At 63.7% G+C, this 23,319-nt stretch carries 15 protein-coding genes; 7 read left to right on the top strand and 8 right to left on the bottom strand.

The genetic code is table 11. The features are described from left to right. From IEW98_RS14360 to IEW98_RS14345, 4 genes are all read left to right on the top strand, one after another. The coding region (locus IEW98_RS14360; protein WP_188763926.1) for a transposase at positions 1-138 on the top strand (138 nt) is incomplete at its 5' end. Positions 139-645: 507 nt separating this feature from the next. Further along, positions 646-2,772, top strand: coding sequence for a hydantoinase/oxoprolinase family protein (locus IEW98_RS14355; RefSeq protein WP_188763924.1), 2,127 nt, complete (start codon positions 646-648; stop codon positions 2,770-2,772). A gap of 11 nt (positions 2,773-2,783) precedes the next feature. Continuing rightward, positions 2,784-5,078: a hydantoinase B/oxoprolinase family protein gene (locus IEW98_RS14350; RefSeq protein WP_188763923.1), complete on the top strand. Its 2,295-nt coding sequence runs from the start codon at positions 2,784-2,786 to the stop codon at positions 5,076-5,078. Next, positions 5,075-6,550 (top strand): aldehyde dehydrogenase family protein, encoded by a 1,476-nt coding sequence (locus IEW98_RS14345; protein ID WP_188763921.1) that lies wholly within the window; start codon positions 5,075-5,077, stop codon positions 6,548-6,550. Before IEW98_RS14350 ends, IEW98_RS14345 begins: the two co-directional genes overlap by 4 nt. A gap of 55 nt (positions 6,551-6,605) precedes the next feature. Here the strand turns inward: IEW98_RS14345 and IEW98_RS14340 are convergent, their stop codons facing one another. Genes IEW98_RS14340 through IEW98_RS14330 form a run of 3 tightly spaced genes read right to left on the bottom strand, consistent with a single transcriptional unit; the run spans position 6,606 to position 10,160 of the window. After that, on the bottom strand, positions 6,606-7,655 hold the full coding sequence (locus tag IEW98_RS14340; protein ID WP_188763919.1) for a zinc-dependent alcohol dehydrogenase family protein: 1,050 nt from the start codon (positions 7,653-7,655) through the stop codon (positions 6,606-6,608). Between the two features lie 28 nt (positions 7,656-7,683). Then, complete coding sequence (locus tag IEW98_RS14335) at positions 7,684-8,502, bottom strand: enoyl-CoA hydratase/isomerase family protein (protein ID WP_188763917.1); 819 nt, start codon at positions 8,500-8,502, stop codon at positions 7,684-7,686. Then, positions 8,499-10,160, bottom strand: coding sequence for an AMP-binding protein (locus IEW98_RS14330; protein ID WP_207792584.1), 1,662 nt, complete (start codon positions 10,158-10,160; stop codon positions 8,499-8,501). Before IEW98_RS14330 ends, IEW98_RS14335 begins: the two co-directional genes overlap by 4 nt. Before the next feature lie 84 nt (positions 10,161-10,244). On the opposite strand from IEW98_RS14330, the gene IEW98_RS14325 reads away from it, so the two are divergent. Both IEW98_RS14325 and IEW98_RS14320 read left to right on the top strand, forming a co-directional pair. Then, entirely contained in the window at positions 10,245-11,483 is a 1,239-nt protein-coding gene (locus IEW98_RS14325; RefSeq protein WP_188763913.1) for a CaiB/BaiF CoA transferase family protein, read from the top strand. Continuing rightward, positions 11,480-13,816: a CaiB/BaiF CoA-transferase family protein gene (locus IEW98_RS14320; RefSeq protein ID WP_188763911.1), complete on the top strand. Its 2,337-nt coding sequence runs from the start codon at positions 11,480-11,482 to the stop codon at positions 13,814-13,816. The genes IEW98_RS14325 and IEW98_RS14320 overlap by 4 nt, the downstream gene beginning before the upstream one ends. Positions 13,817-13,838: 22 nt before the next feature. On the opposite strand, the gene IEW98_RS14315 is transcribed toward IEW98_RS14320, so the two are convergent. Then, on the bottom strand, positions 13,839-15,482 hold the full coding sequence (locus tag IEW98_RS14315) for a flavin-containing monooxygenase (protein WP_243450787.1): 1,644 nt from the start codon (positions 15,480-15,482) through the stop codon (positions 13,839-13,841). Between the two features lie 191 nt (positions 15,483-15,673). Here IEW98_RS14315 and IEW98_RS14310 point away from each other — a divergent pair, with 191 nt between their 5' ends. Further along, on the top strand, positions 15,674-18,175 hold the full coding sequence (locus tag IEW98_RS14310) for a TonB-dependent receptor (RefSeq protein ID WP_188763909.1): 2,502 nt from the start codon (positions 15,674-15,676) through the stop codon (positions 18,173-18,175). Positions 18,176-18,381: 206 nt separating this feature from the next. Here the strand turns inward: IEW98_RS14310 and IEW98_RS14305 are convergent, their stop codons facing one another. Genes IEW98_RS14305 through IEW98_RS14290 form a run of 4 tightly spaced genes read right to left on the bottom strand, consistent with a single transcriptional unit; the run spans position 18,382 to position 23,307 of the window. Next, on the bottom strand, positions 18,382-19,512 hold the full coding sequence (locus IEW98_RS14305) for an FAS1-like dehydratase domain-containing protein (RefSeq protein WP_188763907.1): 1,131 nt from the start codon (positions 19,510-19,512) through the stop codon (positions 18,382-18,384). Next, positions 19,509-20,336: an HTD2 family dehydratase gene (locus tag IEW98_RS14300; RefSeq protein ID WP_243450789.1), complete on the bottom strand. Its 828-nt coding sequence runs from the start codon at positions 20,334-20,336 to the stop codon at positions 19,509-19,511. Before IEW98_RS14300 ends, IEW98_RS14305 begins: the two co-directional genes overlap by 4 nt. 5 nt (positions 20,337-20,341) lie before the next feature. After that, the gene (locus tag IEW98_RS14295; protein WP_188763903.1) at positions 20,342-21,784 is read right to left on the bottom strand and encodes an acetyl-CoA acetyltransferase; all 1,443 of its coding nucleotides are present in this window, start codon (positions 21,782-21,784) and stop codon (positions 20,342-20,344) included. 29 nt (positions 21,785-21,813) lie between these two features. After that, a complete protein-coding gene (locus IEW98_RS14290) occupies positions 21,814-23,307 on the bottom strand; it encodes a class I adenylate-forming enzyme family protein (protein WP_207792583.1) in 1,494 nt (497 codons plus the stop codon). Positions 23,308-23,319: the final 12 nt, after the last annotated feature.

Raw genomic sequence — 23,319 nt, 5'->3', positions numbered from 1 at the left:
TACAAAAGCCGCAACGCCATCGAGCGCATGTTCTGCCGCCTCAAAGACTGCCGTCGCCTCGCCACCCGCTACGATAAACTCGCCGCCAACTTCCTCGGCAACATCTACCTCGCCGCCGCCATCATGTGGTGGTTATGAGTCTCGGCCCTAGGACGCGGCGTCCGTTTGCACGAGCGGGGCGCTGTTGTTCCGAATGCCTGCGCCTCAGCGGCTGTCGGTGTAGAAGCGTTCGATGTAATCGAACACCTTGGCCTTTCCGGATGCCAAGACGGCGTAGCACGGCTGGTAGTCGACGGCGCATTATTAACGACCGCGATCGGACTGGTGGATCAGGCGCGCGGGCGGCCGCATGGTGAAAGCTGTGTGCAAGGCAGCGATAGCCAAGGGGTTGCCTCGACCTGCATGACGACACGGAGCGCAACGTGGAGGCGTTGCCCATCCAGCATGACGAGCCCTGGTCGTTTTGCCACGCCAAGCAAATGAATGCCGCCGATGTGAGGGCGGCACCGCCTGCGCCGGCAACGATTCCAAAATGAGACGCTTCCCCCGAATTCGGTCTGCTTGACAGCCCCGCTTATAGCGCGCAAGGATTTGAAATCTAATTGTAGGACCATACGTCCTCGTATCTAATTTGGGGAGGCAAGCGTGCGATACATTGTGGGGGTCGATATCGGCGGTACGTTCACGGATTGTGTCGCAATCCGGGCGTCGACGGACGGTACGCCCCCGGTCGTCAAGATTGGCAAGTCGTCCTCGACCCCGCCCGATTTTCAAACCGGTTTCATTGCCTCCCTGCGCACTGCCGCCGAGATGCACGATGTGACGCTCGAAGAGATGCTCGCCGACGCACAGGTTTATCATGGCTGCACGGTCGGCACCAACGCCCTGGTGGAGCACAAGACCGCGCGTGTCGGCTTGCTGGCGACCCGCGGCCACACCGATACGGTCTTCATCATGAAAGCCGGCAATCGACTGAAATTCATGCCGGCGGACTATATCGCGCATGTCGCCAAACAGACCAAGCCCGAGCCTTTGGTACCCAAATGGCTGTGCGAGGGGATCGATGAGCGCATCAGCTTTGATGGACAGGTGTTTGCGGCGCTGAACGAAGATACGGCGCGCGACGCCATCAGCCGGATCGTCGATCAAGGCGTCGAGGCGATCGCCATTTCGCTGCTTTGGTCGACTGCAAACGACACCCACGAAAAGCGGCTGCGCGAACTGGTGCACGAGATCGCGCCGGATCTCTTCGTGTCGATCTCGTCGGAGGTCAGTCCGCGAGTCGGTGAGTATGAGCGCACGATCGCCACGATCGTCAACGCGCTGATCGGCCCGCCGATGCGCCTCTACCTTGAAGCGCTGCAAGTCGATCTGAAACGCTGCGGTTATACGCGCTCGCTGCAAATCATGTCCTGCGCCGGCGGACTGATCGATGCCGAACATGCCGCCGAAGTGCCAGTCCTGACCGTCGGGTCCGGGCCAGTCGCCGGCTTGATCGGAGCCGCCAGCCTCGCCAACGCTGCTGCGGTCGGCGGCAGCCGGAACGTGATTACTGCCGACGTCGGCGGCACGACGCTCGACATCGGGACCATCTTCGACGGTGTGCCGGTACGCCGGCCGACCGCGAGCTATGGCCAGTACGAATATTTCGTGCCGACGCTCGACGTCCGGTCGGTCGGCGCGGGCGGTGGCAGCATTATCCGAACCGAAGGCGCCATGCTGAAGGTCGGACCGCACAGCGCGGGTGCAAGGCCCGGTCCCGTCTGTTTCAGCCGGGGCGGCCAGCAACCCACGGTCACCGATGCCGCCGCCGTGCTGGGATTTTTCGATCCGGACTATTTTTTCGGCGGCAAGATCGCACTCGACCTCGCCGCTGCGGAAATCGCGCTCGCGCGGGTCGGCGCACCGCTCGGGCTCGACGCCAAACAGACTGCTGCTGCCGCGCTACGAATTATCGACAGCCAGATGGCCGACTCGATCTGGCTGACCTTGACGCAGCAGGGGCATGACCCGCGCGACTTCGTACTCTACGGTTTCGGCGGCGGCGGCGGCTTGCACGGTGCCGCGATCGCGCGTGAACTGGGCGCGCGGTCGGTGGTCATACCGATGAGCAACCTGGCTGCCGGCTGGTCCGCGTTCGGTATTTCCGCCTCGGAAGCACTGGTCACCGAACAGACCGCGATCGGCCTTTCCAGTCCCTTCGACCCCGAGGAGATCAACCGACGCTGGCCGATCCTCGAAGCGCGTGTCATCGAGAAACTCGCCAAGCAGGGCGTTCCGGTTGACGCGATCGAGTTCAAGCGTTTCGCCGAACTGCGCTACTCGTTGCAGATCAACCAGGTCGCCGTACCGGCCGAGGCCGGTGTCTATGACGCCGCCACTGTCCAACGCCTCGTCGCGACCTTCGAAGCCGAATATGAGCGGCTGTTCGGCCAGGGCAGCGGTTTCGCCGCCGCCGGGTTCGGATTGACCGGTCTCCAGGTCCATGGTGCCGCCAAATTGTCTGACCTGCGTGTCGGCGAACTTGTCCAGCAGGGCTCGGACATGACGGGTGACGATGCCAAGAAACCGCGCGACATCATCTGGTACGGACGCGGCGGCGGCGCCGAGTCGACGGCCGTTTTCGACGGTGCGCGGCTGGGAACCGGCTTCTCGACTTCTGGACCGGCGGTCATCGAGTTTCCCGACACGACCGTCGTCGTGCCCCATGGTTGCACGGCGCGGATCGACCCAACCGGAAGCGTCGTCATCGACCTCCATGCCAGCGTCTGAGGGGATTGGACATGCATAACAACCAAGCTGCGACTGACTGGAACGGCCGGACGCACAGCTACCGGCCCAAGCCGGACTGGAGCGACCGGATTTCTCCCAACCTCGCGCTCCACACCGATTTCGACGACAATCTGGATCCGGTCACCTTCGAGGTCCTGCGGCAGAAGCTGTGGACGATCAACCTTGCGCACGGCGAAACGATCACGCGTATCTCCGGATCGCCGCTGCTCGCGGCGCTCGACTTCAACATGTCGATCCTCACCGAGGACGCAGAAGTCGTCGTCAATGCACCCTATGTGCAGTTTCTCAACGCAGGCGCGCCGCTGGGTATTCGCTACATCCTTGAAAAACATAGCGGCAAGCCCGGCATCGACGAGGGCGACATCTGGTGCTGCAACGATCCGTGGATCGCCGCCTGCCATCAGATGGACGTGATGTTTGCAGCCCCCATCTTCGTCGATGGCATGTTGTTCGGCTGGGTGGCCAACGCCGGGCACCAATATGATCTGGGCGGCATCGTTCCCGGCGGCTGGCCGCAGAACGCCGAGGACGTTTATTCCGATCCGGTCGTGCTGACGCCATTCAAGATGGTCGAGCGCGGCGAACTGCGTCCCGACATGGAGGCGCTGTATCTGCGTCAGTCGCGCATGCCCGACCTCGTCGCGCTCGATCTGCGAGCGCAGATCGCGGGGGTCGTGCTCGCCCGCGATCAGATTGTCGGTCTGGCCAAGCGTTACGGCGCCGGCACGGTCAAGGCAGCGATGCGCCGCATGCTCGACCAGGCGCAGGAAAGCTTTCGCCAGACGCTGCTGAAGGTTCCGGACGGGACGTGGACGGAAATCCGCTACCTCGACGAAGCCTTGCCGGGCCAGCGTACGACGCAGCGGACGCACCTCACGATCACCAAGAAGGGCGATCGCATCACGATCAACAATGCTGGAACCGATGCACAAACGCCCGGAACGAACGGCATACCCTTCACCTCATTTTCAGGTTCGATTACCGGCATCATCTCTGTCTCAATGCTGTACGCGCAGCTTTTTGCCTATGGCGGCTGCGAGCGGCAGATCGACTATGACCTGACGCCCGGCCTGCTGCTGTGTGTCGATTATCCGACGGCGGTCAGCGGCGGCATTTTGCAGACCATCCCGATGATGAACGCGGTGCAATCGATCCTGTCGCGGATGATGGCGTGCGCCGACGAGTTGCGCCCCGATCTGGTCGCACCGTGTGGCGATTTCATGTTGCCCGTGCTGATCGGGTACGACGACCGCGGCAAGTATTTCGGCCAGGCGATCCTCGATTCCTTCGGTTGCGGGTCGGGCGCGCGGTCATTCGGTGATGGCGTCAATTCGAGCGGCCCGACGTTCAGCCCGCTGTCGGTAGTGCTCAACGTCGAGCTGATTGAACAATGGTATCCCCTTCTGTTCCTCTACCGCAAGGAAGACGCCGATGGCGGCGGGGCCGGCGAGTGGCGCGGCGGCAACGGCATTCGATCGGCGATCACACCTTATCGCTCGCAATCGATGACCGTGGTCACGAACTCGGGGGGGCAGTGCATATCTGCCCAGAATGCGGGTGGCTTGTTCGGCGGCCTGCCGTCGCCGGCCGGGCATTACCTGGTGCGCTATGGTACCGACCTACTTGAAAGGGCGGGCAACCGGATCATGCCCGCTGGCATCGAAGAGCTGCAGGCCGAGCGCACCGAGCCGTTACGCGCGAAATCCAACGGTGCCGCGCTGGACGCAGGTGACGTGATGGAGATCCGCGTCGGCGGCGGCGGCGGTTATGGCGACCCGCTCGAACGCGATCCCGCCCGGGTCGCGCGCGACGTCGCGCTTGGCTATGCCTCGACCCACGCGGCGACGTCGATCTACGGGGTGGCGCTGACGTCCGGGGGCGATGTTGCCGTCAAACCCACCGAAGCTCTCCGGCACAAACTGCGCGGCGAACGGGCCTTGTGGCGCGCTTCGGGCTTATCCGATGATGCGCGCACGACGCCGGCGACCGGCGAACCTCGTCGGCTCATCCACGCTTACATCGCTTCGGTCGATCGGGATGGCGAGCGCGTCCTGGCCTGTGACAAATGCGGGCATCGCTACTGCGGCTACGGCGGCGACTACAAGGTGGCTGCGCTCATGGACGAGGCGTCGGTCACAACCATTCCGTCTGCAGTGGACCCAGCGCATTTTGTCGATGAGCCCATCGTGCTGCGCCGGTTCTGCTGCCCCGGCTGCCATGTGCAGGTCTGCGCCGAGGTCACCAAAGCGGACGAAATCGTCAAGGCAGAGATGACTTTCTCATGAGTGCAACCGTCCATCCCTTTCTAGACGGCAAGCCTAAACGGCTGCTGATCGGCGGCCAATGGGTTCCGGCGCTGTCCGGGCGCTTGTTTGATTCCGTGAACCCGGCGACCGGGAAGGTCATAGCGCAGTTGGCCGAGGGCGGAGCGGAAGACGTCGATATCGCCGTCGCCGCGGCGCGCACTGCATTCGAAGGACCATGGAGCAAATTCAAGCCATTGGACCGGCAGGCGCTGATGCTGGCAATCGCCGACATGCTCGAGCGCCGGTTCGACGATCTGTGCGTGCTCGAAACGCTTGATATGGGTGCGCCAATCGCGCGCACGCGGACTTACAAGCGCTGGATCGTGCAGGCGTTGCGTTTCTACGCCGGCCAGGCAGTCGCATTGGCGGGCGAGACGCCGCACAACAGCTTCCCCGGCGACATGTTCACCTACACGCTGCGCGCACCGATCGGCGTCGTCGGAGGGATCATTCCGTGGAATGGGCCCCTAATCTCGCAACTGTGGAGCATCGGCCCGACGCTCGCGACCGGCTGCACCCTGGTGCTCAAGCCCGCCGAGGACGCCTCGCTCGGCGTGCTGCGCTTTGCCGAGATCATGCAGGAAGCCGGCCTTCCCGATGGCGTCATCAACGTCGTGACTGGCATGGGATCGACCGCCGGGGCGCGGCTCGCGGCGCATCCGGATGTAGACAAGATCGCCTTCACCGGCTCGACCGCGACCGGCCGAAAGATCATCGAAGCCTCGGCTGGCAACATGAAGCGGGTTGCGGTCGAACTGGGCGGGAAATCGCCCGACATGATCTTTGCCGATGCTGACCTCGATCGGGCGGTGCCCGGCGCCGGCATGGGGTGCTTCAACAACAGCGGCCAGATCTGTTATGCCGGGACGCGCATCTTCGTGCAGCGGTCGATCCTCGACGAGTTTGTCGAGCGCCTGACCGCTTTCAGCAAGACGATCAAGGTAGGCGATGGGATGGATCCCGAAACGCAGCTCGGCCCGCTTGTCTCGAGGCGGCAGCTGGACACCGTGACGGGCTATTTCGACCTTGCGCGCGCCGAAGGGGCGCAGATCGTCGCTGGCGGCGAGCGACTCGGCGGCGACCTCGCCAACGGCTATTTCGTGCCGCCGACAGTCCTGGCGGGCATGACCAACGACATGCGCACCGCCCGCGAGGAGATATTCGGGCCGGTTGCCTCGGTCATCCCGTTCGATACCGAGGCGGACGCAATCCGTCTTGCCAACGACACCCAGTATGGACTGGGCGGCGCGGTCTGGTCGCGTGATGTCGGTACGGCGCACCGCGTTGCTCGCGATGTCCGCGCCGGGATGATGTGGGTCAATTGCTATGGCGCGACGGAAGTGACGGTGCCGTCCGAGGGCTTCCGGATGAGCGGCTACGGCGCCAAGGGTGGCCGCCGTCATGTCGAGGAGTATCTTTACAACAAGACCGTGTGGCTCAATCTGGCCTGACGAGGAGCGACGGGACGCGCGGTCGCTATGACCGTGGTCCCGTCCGCAAGGCGCGTCAGTTGACGAATACGCCCTTGCCCGCCGCTTGCTTGTCGAAGGCCTTGTACGCTTCCTCCGCCTGATCGAGCGTCCAGCGATCGGTGAACAGCTTGTCGATCTCCAGCCCGTGATCGGCGATGAAGCGCACGCAATCGACCTGAGCGGCGCTGCTCAGCGTCCACGAGCCGACGAGCGTCAGCTGCTTGCGAATGATTTCGGGGCTTACGTTCAGCGTGACCTCGCCGCCTTCGCCGACGAAGCAGACCATGCCCCACGCCGATGCGCAGCGCACCGCCGCTGACCGGCCCGCCGCCGCACCCGAGGTGTCGAGTGCCTTTCCCGCGCCCTTGCCATTCGTCAGCGCCATGATCGCCTCGACGGGATCTGTGGTGCTGGCGTCGACGACGTGCGCGGCGCCAAAGGCTTTCGCAGTCTGCGCGCGTTCGCCGCTGACGTCGACCGCGATCACCCGCGCGCCCATCGCGGCGGCAAGTTGGGTAGCAGATAGTCCGACCGGTCCCTGGCCAAAGATCGCGACCGTATCGCGCGCCGAAACGTTGAGCCTTAGCAGCGCGCCATAGGCCGTCCCGGTTCCACAGGAGATCGCCGCGCCGGTGCTGAACGACACTTCGTCGGGCAGGGCGACCACGGTTTCGACAGCGGCACGCATGTACGGCGCGTGGCCGCCATGCCCGGTCACGCCATAGACGACTGCGGTGCGATCGCACATCTGCGTCCACCCGGTCCGGCATTGCGGACAGGTCCAGCAGCCCTGGTAATGATGAAGGGTGACGCGGTCGCCTACCCGGACGGTGCGGGGATCGACATCGCGGCCGACCGCAGCGACGATACCGCAAGGCTCATGGCCGGCGATCACCGGCTGGCCGCTATCCTTCAGGCCCAGTGCCTTGAACGCAGCGCCGGCGGGCGGGCGATACAGCTTCAGGTCGCTGCCGCACATACCCGACGCCTTGATCTCGAGCACGACGTCCCGAGGTCCGGGAATGGGATCGGGAAATTCGACGAGTTCCAAATTACTGTCGCCGGTGAATACAACTCCGCGCATGGCTCACTTCCTTTCCTGGTGTCGTTGCTCAGCGCCCGGTGAAGACGGGGGGGCGCTTCTGCATGAAGGCCCGCGGACCCTCCTTTGCGTCCTCACTCGCCGCATTGTCCTTTGTGCACTGCGACTCGATGGCGAATGCCTCTTCGAACGGCAGGCCATTCGAACGGACCATCGCTTCCTTCGTCTTTGCCAATGCCATCGGCGCTCCGAGGCTGATCCGGCGGGCAAGTTCCTCGGCGACACCCATCACCTCGTCCGGCGGGACCACGCGATTGACGAGGCCCATCGTCAGCGCCTGCTGCGCACTTACCGGTTCGCCGACCAGCGCCAATTCCATCGCCATCGCCCAGGGCACCTGCCGCGCTAGCCGGACCAACGACCCGCCGCCCGCGATCAACCCCCGTCGGACTTCGGTCACGCCAATGGTCGCTTCGCTCGACATGACGCGAATGTCGGTGCCAAGGACCATCTCGGCGCCGCCTGCCAAAGCATGGCCGTTGATCGCCGCGACGACGGGCTTGAAGAAGGTGGCACCGCGAAGGATCCCGCGATAAAGCTGTTTGCGATCTTGCGAGAACCGCTCCTCCCATTCGCCGACCGGCGGCCGCGTCCTCATCATCAACGGGATCGTGGTGCCAAGGTCGCCGCCGGACGAGAACGCCTGATCGCCGGCGCCGGTCAGAAGCGCGACGCGGATCTCGCGATCCTCGGCCACGTCGCGCCACACGTCGCATAGGCGGACCAGCATCTCGGGTGAAAAGGCGTTGCGCTTTTCGGGCCGGTTGAGCGTCACATAAGCGATGCCGCCGCGTTTCTCGTACAGCACATGGGGCGTGATATCGGTCATTCTGGCTTCTCCGTTTCGCGCGCTTCGAGCCACGCGATGATACGTGCACGTACGCCCGGGTGATCGGCCTTGCCGTTGGGCCCGCGGCCGAGCGAGTCGACCGGGATCACCGCGCGAGGAACTTTATGCCCGGCAAGCCGCGCGCGCAGATGATCGAGGAGCGCATGTTCATTGCGGTCCGCGCCATACTCCCATTCGACCGCCGCAGCGACCATCTGCCCGAAGCGCACGTGCGGAACGCCGACGACGAGCGTGTCCGCCACGCCTACATATGACTTGATGGCGTCTTCGACTTCTTCAGGGAAAACTTTCTCGCCGCCGGTGTTGATGGAGGTCGACCCGCGGCCGAGCAGCGTGATCGAACCGTCGGCATCGATCGTGGCGAGATCGCCCGGCACCGCGTAGCGTATGCCTTCGATCACCGGAAAGGTCGCCGCCGTTTTGGCTGGGTCCTTGTAATAGCCGAGCGGAATATGGCCCCGGACGGCTACCCGGCCAGCTTCAGTGCTGCCCGGCTCCAGCTGCTGCCCGGCGGCGTCGATGACGCAGGCATTCTTGCCCAGCTGGAAGCGTGATCCACCCGCCGTCCGTTTCGACGACGTCAGCGCCCGGCCCATGCCGCTGGCCTCGCTGGCGTTGAGGAAGTCGATCAGCAACGCATCGGGCGCATGTACCAGCAAACGCGCCTTGACGCTGGCGCTCCACGCCATGCCCGACGAAGACACGACCCGCAGCCGCTTTATGTCCCACTTACCGGGTTGACTGTCGAGCGCGTCGACGATCGGGCGGCAGAAAGCGTCGCCGACGATGCAGAGGTCGGTCACGGCCTCCCGGTCGATCGCGTCGAGCAACACCGTCACGTCGAATGACGTGCCGGGCAGGGTGACAACCGTGCCGCCCCGGTTGAGGATCGTCGCGGCGAACACGTAGCCAGTGCCGTGCATGAGCGGCGCGGCGGGAAGGCCCACAGGTGACACAGTGCCGACGAGCCGCTTGCGGACGTGATCGAGGTCGGCAATTTCGGGATCGCCTGTCGTGTTGGATGCCAGAAACAGATCGTGCTGGCGCCACATCACTCCACGTGGAAGCCCGGTCGTGCCGCCGGTGTAGATGAAAACCTGGTCGTCGCCGCTGCGCGCCCGGGCTGCAACTGCCTGCCCCGCCGACCCGGCGGCTGCGCCACGATAAGCGACTGCCCAGCTCGGGCATGGGGCCTCGCCATCGTCGACGAACAGCCATGCCTTTACCGCGGGACAGCGCGCGCGCACCGCTTCTGCCTGGGCAACAAAGGCACCGTGGAAGATCACTGCCGTCGCATCGGCGTTAGTCCACAGCTGGACCAGTTCATCACCAGTGTAACGGTAGTTCGTGTTGACCGGAACCAGGCTCGCTTTCAGCGCGGCGAACACACTTTCCAGATAAGCGGGCGAATTGTGGAGGTAGAGCGCCACCTTGTCTTGCGGCGCCAGGCCAGCATCGAGCAACACCGCGGCGATCGCGTCGGCGTTCCGGCTGAAGTCGCGCCAACTCACGCGCTGGTCGCCATGGATGAGCGCGATCCGGTCGGGAACTTCAGCAGCGATCGTCTCCCAGACGTTCGCAAAGTTCCACTCGGGCGCTCCCGCTGTGGCCAGATACGACGTTTTTGTCTCCTGCACTTGCAATGCCCCGCCCCCCATCACGCTTGACCAGCCAATTCTATGGTCCTACATTAGGTCATTAGGAAATACTAGAGGGCGAGAATGACAGGTCCGAGCGCTTCCAACGCTGTGCTTAGCAGCGCCGAATTCGCGCCGCTTGCTGGTGTCCGGATCGTAGATTTTTCGACCAACATGGCTGGTCCCTATGCCACGATGATCCTGGCCCAGCTCGGCGCCGATGTCGTTAAGGTAGAAGCGCCGGCCGGTGACGACGCCCGCGCCTGGTCGCCCGAAGTCGACGGGGTTGGCATCGTCCATCGCCACATGAACGCCGGCAAGCGCGGCGTCGTGCTCGACCTGGGAACGAGCGCGGGTCGCGCCGCTGCGCTCGCAATCGCCGCACGCTCCGATGTCCTGCTCCAAAGCATGCGGCCCGGTGTCGCCGATCGGATCGGCATCGGCGAGGCTGCGGTACGTGCGGCGAACCCCGATATTCTTTACTACGCACTCAATGCGTTCGGCGCGGGACCGGTTGGGTGCGACCTGCCGGGTTACGATCCACTGGTACAGGCGTTTGCCGGTATCATGCGGATGAACGGCCACGATGGTGCGCCCCCCGTGCGCTGCGCACCCTCGGTCATCGACCTCGGAACCGGTCAGTGGATCGCCATGGGCATTCTGGCGGCCATGCTTGCCAAGCAACGCGGCCAGCCGGTCCGTGCGATGGAAACCGCGCTCGTCGACACCGCCTTCAGCCTTGTCGCCTATCAGGCGACGACGGCGCGAATGACCGGGCAGCGGCCGCGGCGCGCCGGATCGGGAAACCCGATCGCGGCTCCCTACGAAGTTTATCCCGCCCGCGACGGCGACCTGATGATTGCCGCACCGAACCAGCGGCTGTGGGAGCGGGTGGCTCGGGTGCTGGAAATATGCGGCCTGATTTCGGACCCTCGATTCCTGACCGTCGGCGATCGTAGCCGCAACAACAACGAATTGACGGTCGCGATCGTGGCGGCTCTCGCAGTCGAGGACGTGGCCGTCTGGGTCGAGCGGTTGAAGGCGGCGGGGGTGCCGGTCACGCCGGTTGCCGGGCTCGAGCAGGCGGTGATCGCAGACGCTACCGCCGAGCGGCGGACTTTTGCCGATCTCGACGGCGTGCCGCACGTCCGGCTGCCCTGGATCGCCGATGGCGAACCCGTGCCGTGGACCCGGCGGGCACCCCGGTTGGGCGAACACACCGCCGAGGTGCTTCGCGAAAGCGGCATCGACGAGGCTGTCATCGACGCGATGATCCGCGATGACGCGACAGTTTCGGAACCCGCGCATGAGGCCGCACGATGACCAGCACGCCCGGAACGCCGCTACGTGTGGTGGAAATCAGCAGCGGCATCGCCGGTGCCTATTGTGGATGGCTGTTGCAACAGATGGGTGCCGAGGTGGTGCGCATCGGTGTCCCGTCGACGGTGGCCGACGGAGCCGATCCGATCGCTTTGGCCCTGGCTTACTACGCAGCCGAAAAGCCGACGACGTCGCCCGGAGACTTGGCAGGCGCAATCGCTATCGCCGACATCGTCATAACCGACGATGCTGGGCGCTTTGCCGCCCTGATCGGCCGCACGCTCGCCGAAGTTGCGGCGAGTCAACCCGATACGGTATTCGGCGTCACGTCGGTTTTCGGATTGACCGGCCCGCTGGCGGGGGTGCCTGCGGCCGCGATCGACGCGCAGGCCGAAGCGGGCGTTGCCTGGGCGCTCGGCGAGCCGGGTCGGCCGCCGCTTTCGATCCCGCCCGGCGTGCTGGAATGTCAGGCAGGCGCGCATCTCGCCGCCGCCTGCCTGATGGCGCGGCTGGCCGGACCGGCGCCGGCTAGTGGGCGGATCGTCGACATCGCCCTAAACGACGTGCTGGCGCATTACGTCGGGGTCAATTGCCGCTTTTATATTCATCACGGCATGCGCTGGCAGCGCGCGGGCCGGCGGGCATCCGATTCGGGTGGCGCCTATCCCTTCGTCATCCTGCCATGCGCCGACGGTGCCGTATGCCTGTCAGGCCGAACCCGCCCGGAGTGGCAACGCTTCGTCGAAGCGATGGGATCACCAGCGTGGTCGCAGGAGCCTCGCTATCAAAAACTGCGCGCGATGGGGCAGCAGTATCCGGCCGAAGTCGATGCGTTGATCACGCCGTGGTTGCTCGATCACACGAAGGCCGAGATCGAAGCGATTGCCGATCGTTTCCAGCTGACCATCGCACCGCTGCGTGATTTGCCGGACGTGCTCGCCACGCCGCAGCTGGCCGAGCGGGGTTTCCTTCGTCCATGGATGGTCAACGGTCGCCAGTTGCGCGGTCCAGGCCTGCCGTTTCGCATCGCCGAAACTCGCGGTATCGCGCAGGCGTCCAATTCGGCGAACGGGCTGCTGGCGCACGCTGGCGGCCAGCGCGCCGCTGGGGCTCTTCCGCTGGCCGGACTGCGCGTGCTCGATCTGGGCTGGGTGTGGTCCGCGCCACAGGTCGGTAGCATCCTCGCCCAATTGGGGGCGGAGGTCATCAAGGTCGAACATCGCGCGCGGCCCGACAATTCGCGCTTGTCCGGCGTCATCATCCGCGACGGCCAGCGAGTCGAGGGCCAGAATGCCGACATGTCGCCGATGTTTCATCAGATCAACAAAGGCAAGCTTGGGATCACGTTGAACCTGAAGGATCCGGCGGGCGTCGAACTGGCCAAGCGCTTGGCGAATACCAGCGATATCGTGCTGGAGAACATGTCGGCGGGATCGGTCGAACGCTCGGGCATCGGCTATGACGTTCTCCGCGCGGCCAACCCTAGGCTCGTCATGGTCGCGATGTCGGGTGCCGGGCAGTTCGGGCCGATGGCCGACATGCGAACCTATGCCCCAACCATGTCGAGCTATGTCGGCCTCGAATCGCTTGTCGGGTACGCTGGCGAGTTGCCGACCGGGGCGCTCAATTTCGCAATCGGTGATCCGAACGCCGCGGCGCACGCGCTGGTCGCGGTGTTCGCCGCTCTCGCGCGCCGCGAGACGACGGGGCAAGGGTGCTACATCGACCTGTCGCAGACCGAGGCGCTGTTCGCCACGCTCACGCCCTACATTCTCCAGGTCCAGATCGAGGGGCAACAGCCGCCGACGACGGGCAACGCGCATCCAGGGATGGCACCGCATGGCATTTATCCAGCCGTCGGCGCCGATTGCTGGCTGTCGATCGCCATACGTGACGACGATGACTGGAAAGCGCTGGCGGGTGTCGCCGGCAATCAACCGTGGATGCGCGACGCAGTATGGGCCGGCACCGGCGACCGTATAGCCAAGCGAGAGGCGCTGGATTCCATGCTCGCTGCGTGGACCGCGACCTGCGACCGCGATACTCTTGTCGCCGATCTGCGCGCGGCGGGGGTGCCGGCGTCGCCGGTCAACGATATCGAAGGACTTTGGAACGATCCCCAGATCGCCGCGCGCGGCTTGTCGGAAATGATCGACATACCCGGCCTGGGTTCCGAGATGCTGTTCACGGCGCCATGGAACATCAGCGGGCTGACGATTGCTACCGGCACCCGTGGGCCGGTCGTGGGCGAGGACAACGTGCGCGTTCTGCGCGGCATCCTTGGCTTGTCGGAGACAGAATTCGACCGGCTTACCGCCGAAGGCGTGATCGGCTGACGCCGATCACGCCTGAAAGCAGTCAGGAAACGGCTTCGGCCATCTTGCGACTGCGCAGCGCAAACCCCTCATAGCCGCGTTTGGCAACATCATCGCATATCACGGTGTAAGCATGCACACCGCTCGGATAGGCGAGAAAGACGCGCGGCTTGCCCGGTATATTGGCGCCCATGTACCATGAGTTAGCCAGCGGGAGCAGTGTCTTGTTCGCTTCTTCGGCGATCATCTTCGCCCATGCATCCTCAGGCTCCGGCAGCGCCTCGATCTCGTCGATACCGTTTTCGCGCATGTGAACCATGCATTCGGCGATCCAGTCGACATGCTGCTCGATGCAGACCGGGAAATTGGCCAGGATCGACGGACTGCCTGGACCGGTGACCATGAACATGTTGGGAAAGCCTGCCGGCGAGAGGCCGAGATACGCCCGTGGTCCACGATCCCATTTATCCCTGAGCGCCTCGCCCCCTTTACCGCGCAGGTTCATGTTGAGGATCGAACCGGTTACCGCATCAAATCCTGTTGCAAACACGATAGTATCGAGCTCATACCGCTCGTTATCCTGAAGGATGATCCCGTCGGCCATAATCTCCCGGATGGGGTTCGTCCGGATACTCACCACGTTGACGTTGTCGCGGTTGAATGTCTCGTAGTAATCCGTGTCGATCGGCGGGCGCTTGGTACCGGCAGGGTGGTTGAAGTCACACAGAACCTCGGCAGTCGCGGGATCGCGAACGGTGTCGCGGATCTTTGCCCCGATGTACTCGGCGATGGTGTCGTTCGCCTTCAGGTCGACGGTTAAGTCGTTGAAGCTGGTGAACATGAACCGGAAGCCGCCGCCGGCCCATAGTTCGTCATAGCGGCGCTTGCGATCTTCCGCCGAAACTTCGAGTGCCGAGAGTTGCGGCAGATCAAAAGGCATGCCGATCGGCGATGCCAGCGTCTTGCGTCGCAGATCCTGGTGCTTCTCTTCCTGCTCGAGTCGCATCGCGTCGGTCAAAAGGTGGTTGCGCGCGGGGACGCTGTAGTTCGCCGTCCGCTGGAATACCGTCAGCCGATCGGCCTCTGCCGCCAGATGCGGCGTGCACTGGATTCCGCTCGAGCCAGTGCCGATGAGTCCGACCCGCTGCCCTGAAAAGTCGATCTTTTCGTGCGGCCAGCTCGCAGTATAATAGATCTTGCCAGCAAAATCATCGAGCCCTTGGATGGCTGGCTTGCTTGGCGCCGACGTGTTCCCGACTGCAGTGATCAGAAACCGGGCGCGAACGGTCTCGCCGCCGTTGGTCTCGACCACCCAGTCGTGCGTGTCTTCGTCGAAGGTGCCGGCCGTCACGCGGGTGCCGAAGTCGATATCCTTCTTCAGATCGAGGCGATCAGCGACAAAATTCAGATAGCCCAGAATCTCGGGTTGGGCCGGGTAGCGGCAGCTCCACTTCCACTCTTTCCGCACCTCGTCGGAAAACGAATAGCAGTAATAGTGGCTTTCCGAGTCGCAGCGAGCGCCTGGGTAACGGTTCCAGTACCAGGCTCCGCCGACGCCATCGGCAGCCTCGAACATCCGCGTCGTGAACCCGAGTTCGCGCAGGCGATGCAGCATGTACAGTCCGGAAAATCCTGCCCCGACTATCACCGCGTCGACCTCTGTCGACCGCTTATGTGAATGATTCACGCTGTATCTCCCTTCCCCGTCGGCGCCAGATTTAGCTTCAGCATCGATCCATGTCAATTGTTGGACCGTAGAAACCGTTAATTCCACACCGAAGCCACCTCAATTTTCTACGGTCCAACAATTGACAGAACGATTTCTTGGCGCGATGATAGGTCAATAAGTCAACAAGACATTAAGGGGAGGGGACTGCCATGAGCGGATATCGTCGCGCATTTCAAGGATCTGGATTGTTCGCGCTAGCGGTAGGGCTGGCAGCAGCGACAAGCGCGCAGACCGCGCAGACCGAACAAGCGGCGACGGCGTCAGCCAGGCTCGCGGCGAGTCCGACAGACGAAGGTGAAATCGTCGTAACCGCCAACAAGCGCGAGCAGAACCTTAACGATGTCGGCCTGTCAGTGACGGCGATCGGCTCTCAGGCGCTTGCAGACAGGCGAATTACTTCAGTCCAGGATGTCGCCGCTGCGGTGCCCGGTCTCAAGTTTGCCGAAAGCGGCGCGGGCACGCCTATCTACACGCTGCGCGGCATCGGCTTCAATGAAGAGAGCCTTGGCGTCTACCCATCTGTCAGTGTCTATACCGACGAAGTGCCGCTCCCGTTTCCGGTGCTGACGCTGCGGGCGGCCTTCGATCTCGAACGGGTCGAAGTTCTCAAGGGGCCGCAGGGCACGCTGTTCGGCCAGAACGCTACCGGCGGCGCGATCAACTATATTGCCGCGAAGCCGACAGACACGCTGCAATACGGCGCCGACTTAAGCTATGGGCGTTTCAATGCCGTAAACGGCAATGCCTTCATTGGCGCACCGCTCGGCGACAAGGCAGGCGTGCGTTTGGCCGTGTCGGCGGCAGACGGCGACGGCTGGCAGCGCAGTCTGACCCGGCCCGATGACCGCAACGGTGCACAGAAGTACATTTCGGGGCGGCTGACCTTTACGCTGAACCCGACAGATGCGCTGGCGCTGCGCGCCACTGTCACGGCCTGGCAGGACAAGAGCGAGCCACAGGCGGCGCAACTCATCGCCGTTCGAGGGCAAAACCCTGCGTCCGTTCAAGCCGGATTGCTGGCTTCGCCGTTCGGGACGACGGACCCGCGCTCGGCAGACTGGACCACCACGGCAAATTATGTTGTCTTCAAGGATCCGACCAAGGGTGATTTCAGGATCGTCCCTAAGACGACGGCATCACTTGACCCGCGGAGCAATCGCAAGTTCATTCAAGGCGCGCTCCGTGCCGACCTCGAACTCGGCGATGTGGCAACGCTCACCTCGAACACTTCCTATCTTGACTTCGATCAGCACCTTTTCAGCGACAAGGACGGCAGCGCTCAAGCGGTAGCCAACATCGGTGACGGTCTCGGGAACATCCGTTCTTTCAACCAGGAACTACGCATCGCCAACACCGGGAACGGACCGTTCCGCTGGGTCGTCGGTGGAAACTATGAAAACAGCAAGACCTTCGAGGATCAGGCCCTGACTTTTGCCAATGGGTCATCTTCCGCCCCTGGCACGCTGTTCATAAACACAACAAGCAGCGAAGTGCAGCAAGACATCCGCAACTACGCCTTTTTCGCAAATGGTGAGTATGACCTAAACAGCAAACTAACGCTAAAACTGGGCGGACGCTACACCAACTCCCGCAACAGCGCGGAGCTTTGCTCCAAGGGCAACGGTGACGGCCTGGTGTCGGACCTGTTCAACATCATCGGCGGGTTGTCGGGCAATCCGTTCACGCCCATAGGGGTGAATGGCTGCTACGTGCTGAACAGCAAAGGCGTTCCCGGCGATCGGATCAAGAACACGCTTGCGGAGGATAATATTTCTTGGCGGGCCGGGCTCGACTACAAGCTGAATTCGGACACACTGTTCTTCGCCAACGTTTCGCGCGGCTACAAGGCGGGCAGCTTCCCGACTCTCGCCAGCGCGGATTTCAAAGCCTACTTCCCCGTCATCCAGGAATCGGTGACGTCGTATGAGGCCGGCTTCAAGGCGTCATTGGCCGACAACATGATCCAGCTTAACGGCGCGGCGTTCTATTATGATTACAACGACAAGCAGATCCGCGGCAAGGTCGTGGACCCGATCTTCGACGTACTCGACGTGCTCATCAACGTGCCGAAATCGCGGGTGCTGGGGGCCGAGGCCGAACTGATCGTGCGGCCGGCCCAAGGCCTCTCGGTGGGCACGTCGGTGGTCTATCTGAACTCGAAGGTGCGCGCCAAGGACGGAGTGCCTTTCGTAGGGCCGACGGCCTATGGCAATAGCTGCACTACCGCTGGCGGCCGCCCCGGGCCTTGCGATTTCACCGGTAGCGAATTGCCGTTCACGCCAAACTGGTCGTACACTCTGGATGCCGACTATCGTAGCGACCTCGGCAGTGGTGTGCTCATCCTGGGCGCCAACCTGCGCGGGCAGTCCTCGTCGGTAGCCACGCTGAACGGTCGTTCCATACAGTTCCGCAACTTGGTCAACGATCGGCATGCGGCCGACATCAGTCAGCCGTTCGTCATTCCGGCTTATGCCACGGTCGATGCGCGGATCGGGTACGAGTTCGGTGATCGCCGCTACAAGGTCATGGTTTGGGGCAAGAACGTCCTCAATAAATACTATGTGACCAATGCGGCCCACTATCTCGACGCGACCGTCCGGTTCGTCGGGCAGCCGGTCACGTACGGCATTACTTTCAGTATCAAGAATTGAACCGGTGAAGCAGGAAGCGAACATAGCTTTTTGAACTGCAACACAAAAATCTGTATTCGGGGCGGGCATCATGAAACATCATGATGCCCGCTTTCCTGTTTGGCCCAGTTGCCACGCCGAACGAAAATGCGGCGGCGGCCGTGGCCCGCCATGAGATCTGGTGGCCCGATGGGGGCGCGGGCTGGTTGTTGTTGAATGCAGGCAGATCAGGCTGTCGTGGTCCTGGCGGGTAAAGCGACAGTCGCCGTCCCCTTTGCGGTAACCTCGCCTAGCTGATTTTCGACCCGCAGCGCCAGGTCAACCACATGCGCGCCATCCTCGACGCGCTTGTCGACGATATCGGCGCGGCACCACGACACGTCGCCGAAGATGTTGGGCCGGCGCACCGACACGCTCAGGCGGCGTAAAAAGCCAGCGTCGCCCATCCAGTTCGTCATGTGCTGCCCCAGCCACGAGATGCGCTGCGGACCGACGTCGTAGCCGCCGGGCATTCCCACCTCGCGCGCCATTCTCGCTTCGGTATGGCCGCGCGCGGCGCTGTCCTGCGCACCGGTGTCGGCATTCACGAAGGCATCGGCGGGATGGCGCCCGCGGTGCATCACGGCGCGGCGGTGCGATTGGTAGCTGTGCCCGCCGCCGGAATACCAGCAGATCATGTCGGTGATGTTGAGCGGGCCCTTGAGCATCGGCTGGATTTCGGTTCCGACCTCGACCTCCTCCCAGAAGCGGGGCGCCGCACCCCGTTGTTCTTCGGTCTCGATCGCCTGGGCGATCGCCTCCAGCTCCTCCAGCGAATAGCGGTGGGGCTCGCGCGGCGCGTAGCTTAGTCCGCCACTTGCCTTCGACCGCGCGGTCCGTGCCGTATGACCATGCGCCAGGCAGACCAACTGGCCATGCTGATTGGTATAGCGCGTCTCGCCGGTCTGAATAATGAACTTGGCCGCCTTGCCGCCCGCCTTTTCAACGGCATCAAGCAGCTTGGCGCTTACCTTGAAGCTGTCGCGATGACGTATCGGCTCGTACCATTCAAAATCGGTGCCGCCATACAACCATTGGATGCCGCGCAGCTTGGGCGCGACCACCGTCGTGTCGATCGTGTAGAGGAAGCACCCGGGCGCTAATGCCGACCCATGAGCCGAAGCCGCGCCATAGTCAGGGTCGGTGTACAGCGGATTGTCATCGCCGATACCCCAGCAGAAGTGACGGACTGCGTCGGGCGAGGCTTCGGTATTCCATTGCTGGCCGGTCCGACGCAGATCGACCCCGATAAGCGCGCGCGCTTCCTCCAGAGCGCCCGGCCAAAGTGCGGGCGTCTGCGAAGGTGCTTCGTTTGTCATTGCCAGGCTCTCGCTTCCAGTGCGACTTCACCAAGCGGGCCATAGGCGCGCATGACGCAGCCGTTGTCGTCTTCCGCAAGGGTCAGGGTCAGCGGCACGCCACAGAAGATCGGTGCCAAGTTGCGGCTGTGCCATCCCGCCGGTTCGCCGCCCGAGTGAGCGCGGAACATCTCGAGCAGCAGCATCGTCGGAACGGTTCCGTTCACGATAAGGGCAGGGTACCCCTCGGATCGTGCGTACTTCAGATCATAATGGATGCGGTGCGGGTTATCGGTAATCGCAGAATAGCGGAACAGCATGGTTTCGTCAGGTACAATGGTTCGTGACACCTTCGCCGGTGGGATCGTCACGGCCATTTTTGGCGCAACGCTCGCCGGCGCGCTGCTGTCCTGCTCCCGCAGGACATAGCTTGTTGTCTCGATCAGGACCGGCACGTCATCGCCGTCGACATTGATCCGGTGCTGAACATCGACCAGCGCAAATCGACCCGATCGCCCTGTCTTGATCGTGACCGTGCCCAGCCGACTCGTCCTGAGCACGCGCGAGCCGATTGCAATGTCGCCAGCGAACTCCATTCGACGCCCGCCCATCATCAGCCTCGGCATTCCGAGATCAGGGAGCGTGACGCCCAGATGCGCCGCACCGTCGGCGCGCAGTTCCGACTGCCGCGTCGGCGGATTGAACAACGCGACGTGCCAGCCGCGCGGCAATGCGTCGCCATCCGAAAAGCCGGCCGGATCGCGGTCGAGCAGGGCGGCCATACGCCGGACCAGGGGCAACGCGCAGACGTCGTCGCCCCGCTCGCCATCTGCTTGTTCGACCATCGCGCTCACGCCGCCAGACGTCCGGCAACGACGTGCACCCGGCGCCCTACCCATTCATCGCATTGCATGCTCGTAACGATCTCGGCTTCATCCGACCCGGCCATAGCTCGCGCTCCATCGTCGGTATCGATTAATGCCACTGCTTCCGGCTGTCTGCCACGCTCGTGCAAGACCGTGCAGCCCGCAATTCGGCCGCCTCCGGTATAGTTTTCGACAACCGGCAGTTCATCGGACGCCGCGGCGACTTCGGCCGTCACGTCGCGTCGCACGAAGGCGCCGCCGGACGGCTCACTCGACCACAAGGCGAAGGCCTGTTTGGTCAGGATACCCGATACGCACGAGAGCAGCGCGGTGCGCCCAGCACCGGCACGCAATAATTGAGCCGCGCGCGCCGTGGCCTGAAAAAAGTAGTTGTTATAAGGCCCGCCCGCGAAAGCCATCGAGCCTGTGATGGTCAGATCACGATCTGGCGACAGGCCGAGCGCATCGGCGAACGCGTCGACGGCAACCGGAAAGCAACTGTACAGCTCGATCAGGTCTATCTCGGACATTGTCATGCCGCCTGCTTCAAGCACCGCGCGTGCGGTCGCCTCGGCACCGGGCGAACGGACTAGGTCGGCACGGGCAGAAAGCGAGACCATGTGGTTCGATTCGGCGCTGGCTACTGGAAATACCCAGCGCGAACGATCGATATTCAAGGCCAGCGCTCGCTCGGCTGAGCAGAACAGCAGCGCCGCCGCCTGATCGACATTCCAGGTCGAGCAATGCGCACGTGTGTAAGGGAAGGCCTGCATCGGGTTGCGAGGACCGTCGTCACGAATCGTTGCCGCGTCGAGCGGCGTGCGTGACCAGCCATCGGGATTGCCCGTCGCAATCGTCGCGAAACGCGCATAGCGCGCGGCAAGGCGGTCGCGATGGTCGTCGAGCGACAAGCCGGCCGCTGCCCGCCGCGCGCTTTCGAGCATGGCATAAAGCCCGACCGGCATTTTCAAGCCTGCGGCGACCTCGGCCGGATGACGCAGTTCGGCCTTCGGTTCCAGCCGTACGTCCGGATCGTCGTTCTGATCACGCTCGGTCGCGCGGCTTCCGCCCAGCCGCGCCCGCAAGAGCCGGTAGCCCGCATCCGCCCCGGTAACGAGGGCGCTGTCGATCTCGCCTGCCGCGATCGCCTCGCACGCGTTGGCGACAAGTGTTTGCTGCAGGACACCGACGCTCGACACGATCGTCGTTGCGCGTGCCGCCCCGAGAGCGCGCGCAATCTCCCCCGCCGGATTGCGGTAACGCCAGCGTCCGCGCGGCACGGCAATGGTGCCGACGTCGGAGAGCAGCGCCGACGCACCGCAATCGGCGCCGGCGGTGCGCACTGCTTCCAGCATCAGGTCGATCGGTTCGAGCGCGCGTGCGGGGTCCTCCTCACGCCGCATCGCCACCCCGACACCGACCAGCACCGGCGTCCGTGGAGAGATTGCCGCTGCATTCACAGGACACACTCACCAAGCGCCGCTGCGCGTTCGCGCAAGATGGCCTTTTGTATCTTGCCGTTGGCGTTGCGGGGCAGCGCCTCTGTCTCGATCACGACTTCAGTGGGCACCTTGTAATCGGACAGCCGTTCCGCGCACCATGCGCGCACCTCGTGCGGCATCATGCCATCACGCCCAGTCGACACGAACGCCACCACGGCTTCGCCAAGCATTGCATCAGCCCGTCCAACCACCGCGGCCTCAACCACGCCATCCAGTCCTGCGAGCACGCTTTCGACTTCGGCAGGGTAAACCTTGAAGCCGCCGCGGATGATCATGTCCTTCTTGCGATCGGCGATGCGCACATAGCCTTCGGCGTCGACGCTGCCGATGTCGCCCGACTTCCAATAGCCGCCGACGAAAGACGCGGCGGTCGCTTCCGGGTTGCGCCAATAGCCGGGCACCACCATCGGGCCGGCTATCCAGAGTTCGCCGTCATTGCCGGGCAACACTTCGCGGCCTTGGTCGTCCATCGCCCGGATGTCCCCGCACGTCACGACCCTGCCGATGCTGTCGGCGCGCGCGGTTCCCTCGCCCGGTGGCATGATCGTCGCAGGCGATGTCGTTTCGGTCGCGCCATAAGCGTTGCACATCGCGAGCCACGGGAAGGCGGCGGCAAAGCGTGTGATGGTCGGCTCGGGCATGGGCGCGCCGCCGTACGCGGCGATCCGCCACGATGTCAGGTCGAATTCGGCCAGGTCAGGCTCGAGCAAGCAAAGGCCGTACATCGCCGGGACCATCAGCGCGTGCGTGATGCGTTCTTTGGCGGCGAGCTCCAGCGCAGTGCGGCGCTTGAATTCACGCAGCATGACCATAGTGCCGCCCAGGTAAAGGAAGGGCATGACCACGCCGCACAGCCCGCTGACATGCGCCCACGGCACGCAAACCAGCGTGCGCTCTGCACTGCCAAGGGCGAGCGCGTCGCGCCAGTGCAGGCATGAATGGATGGCTCCCAAATGCGTCAGCATCGCACCCTTGGGCTTGCCCGTCGTGCCAGAGGTATAAAGGATCGCGAACAAGGCGTTCTCGTCGGCGGGCGGATCTGGCGGCGGTGCGCCGATCCGGGCGATCGCATCACGCCAGACAGGAGCCGACACATCGTAGCGCGCCGCCGGAACGGCGGGTGCCGCCGCCACTATATCGGCGAACTCGGGTCCGTGGATGATTGCTGTTGGGGTGCAGTCGGCACAGAGATAATCCAGTTCGGCGGCGCGCGACCGGGTGCCGATCGGCACCAGCACCGCGCCGAGCCGCAGGATCGCCATAACCGTCCGGACAGCATCGATCCCGTTGGCCAGCATGACCGCAACCCGGTCTCCGGCATTGACCCCGCCCTCCGCCAGCCCGGCGGCAAGCGACCCTGCCTGGGCGTACAGGTCGACGTAACAAAGTTGGTCGTCGCCTTCGATTACGGCAACGACCGCCGGCCGTTTTGCCGCGACCGCCGCCATATGTTCCGCAAA

The sequence above is a fragment of the Sandarakinorhabdus glacialis genome (assembly GCF_014643455.1).
In the GTDB taxonomy this organism is placed as follows: Bacteria; Pseudomonadota; Alphaproteobacteria; order Sphingomonadales; family Sphingomonadaceae; genus Sandarakinorhabdus; species Sandarakinorhabdus glacialis.
The sequence above is the reverse complement of the archived record's forward strand: the minus strand, read 5'-3'. Positions and strand labels throughout refer to the sequence as shown.

Bases quoted from the DNA above. Each gene is read 5' to 3' on its own strand.
- IEW98_RS14345 (WP_188763921.1), top strand. From the start codon at position 5,075: ATGAGTGCAACCGTCCATCCCTTTCTAGACGGCAAGCCTAAACGGCTG.
- IEW98_RS14340 (WP_188763919.1), bottom strand. From the start codon at position 7,655: ATGCGCGGAGTTGTATTCACCGGCGACAGTAATTTGGAACTCGTCGAA.
- IEW98_RS14335 (WP_188763917.1), bottom strand. From the start codon at position 8,502: ATGACCGATATCACGCCCCATGTGCTGTACGAGAAACGCGGCGGCATC.
- IEW98_RS14325 (WP_188763913.1), top strand. From the start codon at position 10,245: ATGACAGGTCCGAGCGCTTCCAACGCTGTGCTTAGCAGCGCCGAATTC.
- IEW98_RS14300 (WP_243450789.1), bottom strand. From the start codon at position 20,336: ATGGTCGAACAAGCAGATGGCGAGCGGGGCGACGACGTCTGCGCGTTG.
- IEW98_RS14320 (WP_188763911.1), top strand. From the start codon at position 11,480: ATGACCAGCACGCCCGGAACGCCGCTACGTGTGGTGGAAATCAGCAGC.
- IEW98_RS14305 (WP_188763907.1), bottom strand. From the start codon at position 19,512: ATGACAAACGAAGCACCTTCGCAGACGCCCGCACTTTGGCCGGGCGCT.
- IEW98_RS14290 (WP_207792583.1), bottom strand. From the start codon at position 23,307: ATGGCGGCGGTCGCGGCAAAACGGCCGGCGGTCGTTGCCGTAATCGAA.
- IEW98_RS14350 (WP_188763923.1), top strand. From the start codon at position 2,784: ATGCATAACAACCAAGCTGCGACTGACTGGAACGGCCGGACGCACAGC.
- IEW98_RS14310 (WP_188763909.1), top strand. From the start codon at position 15,674: ATGAGCGGATATCGTCGCGCATTTCAAGGATCTGGATTGTTCGCGCTA.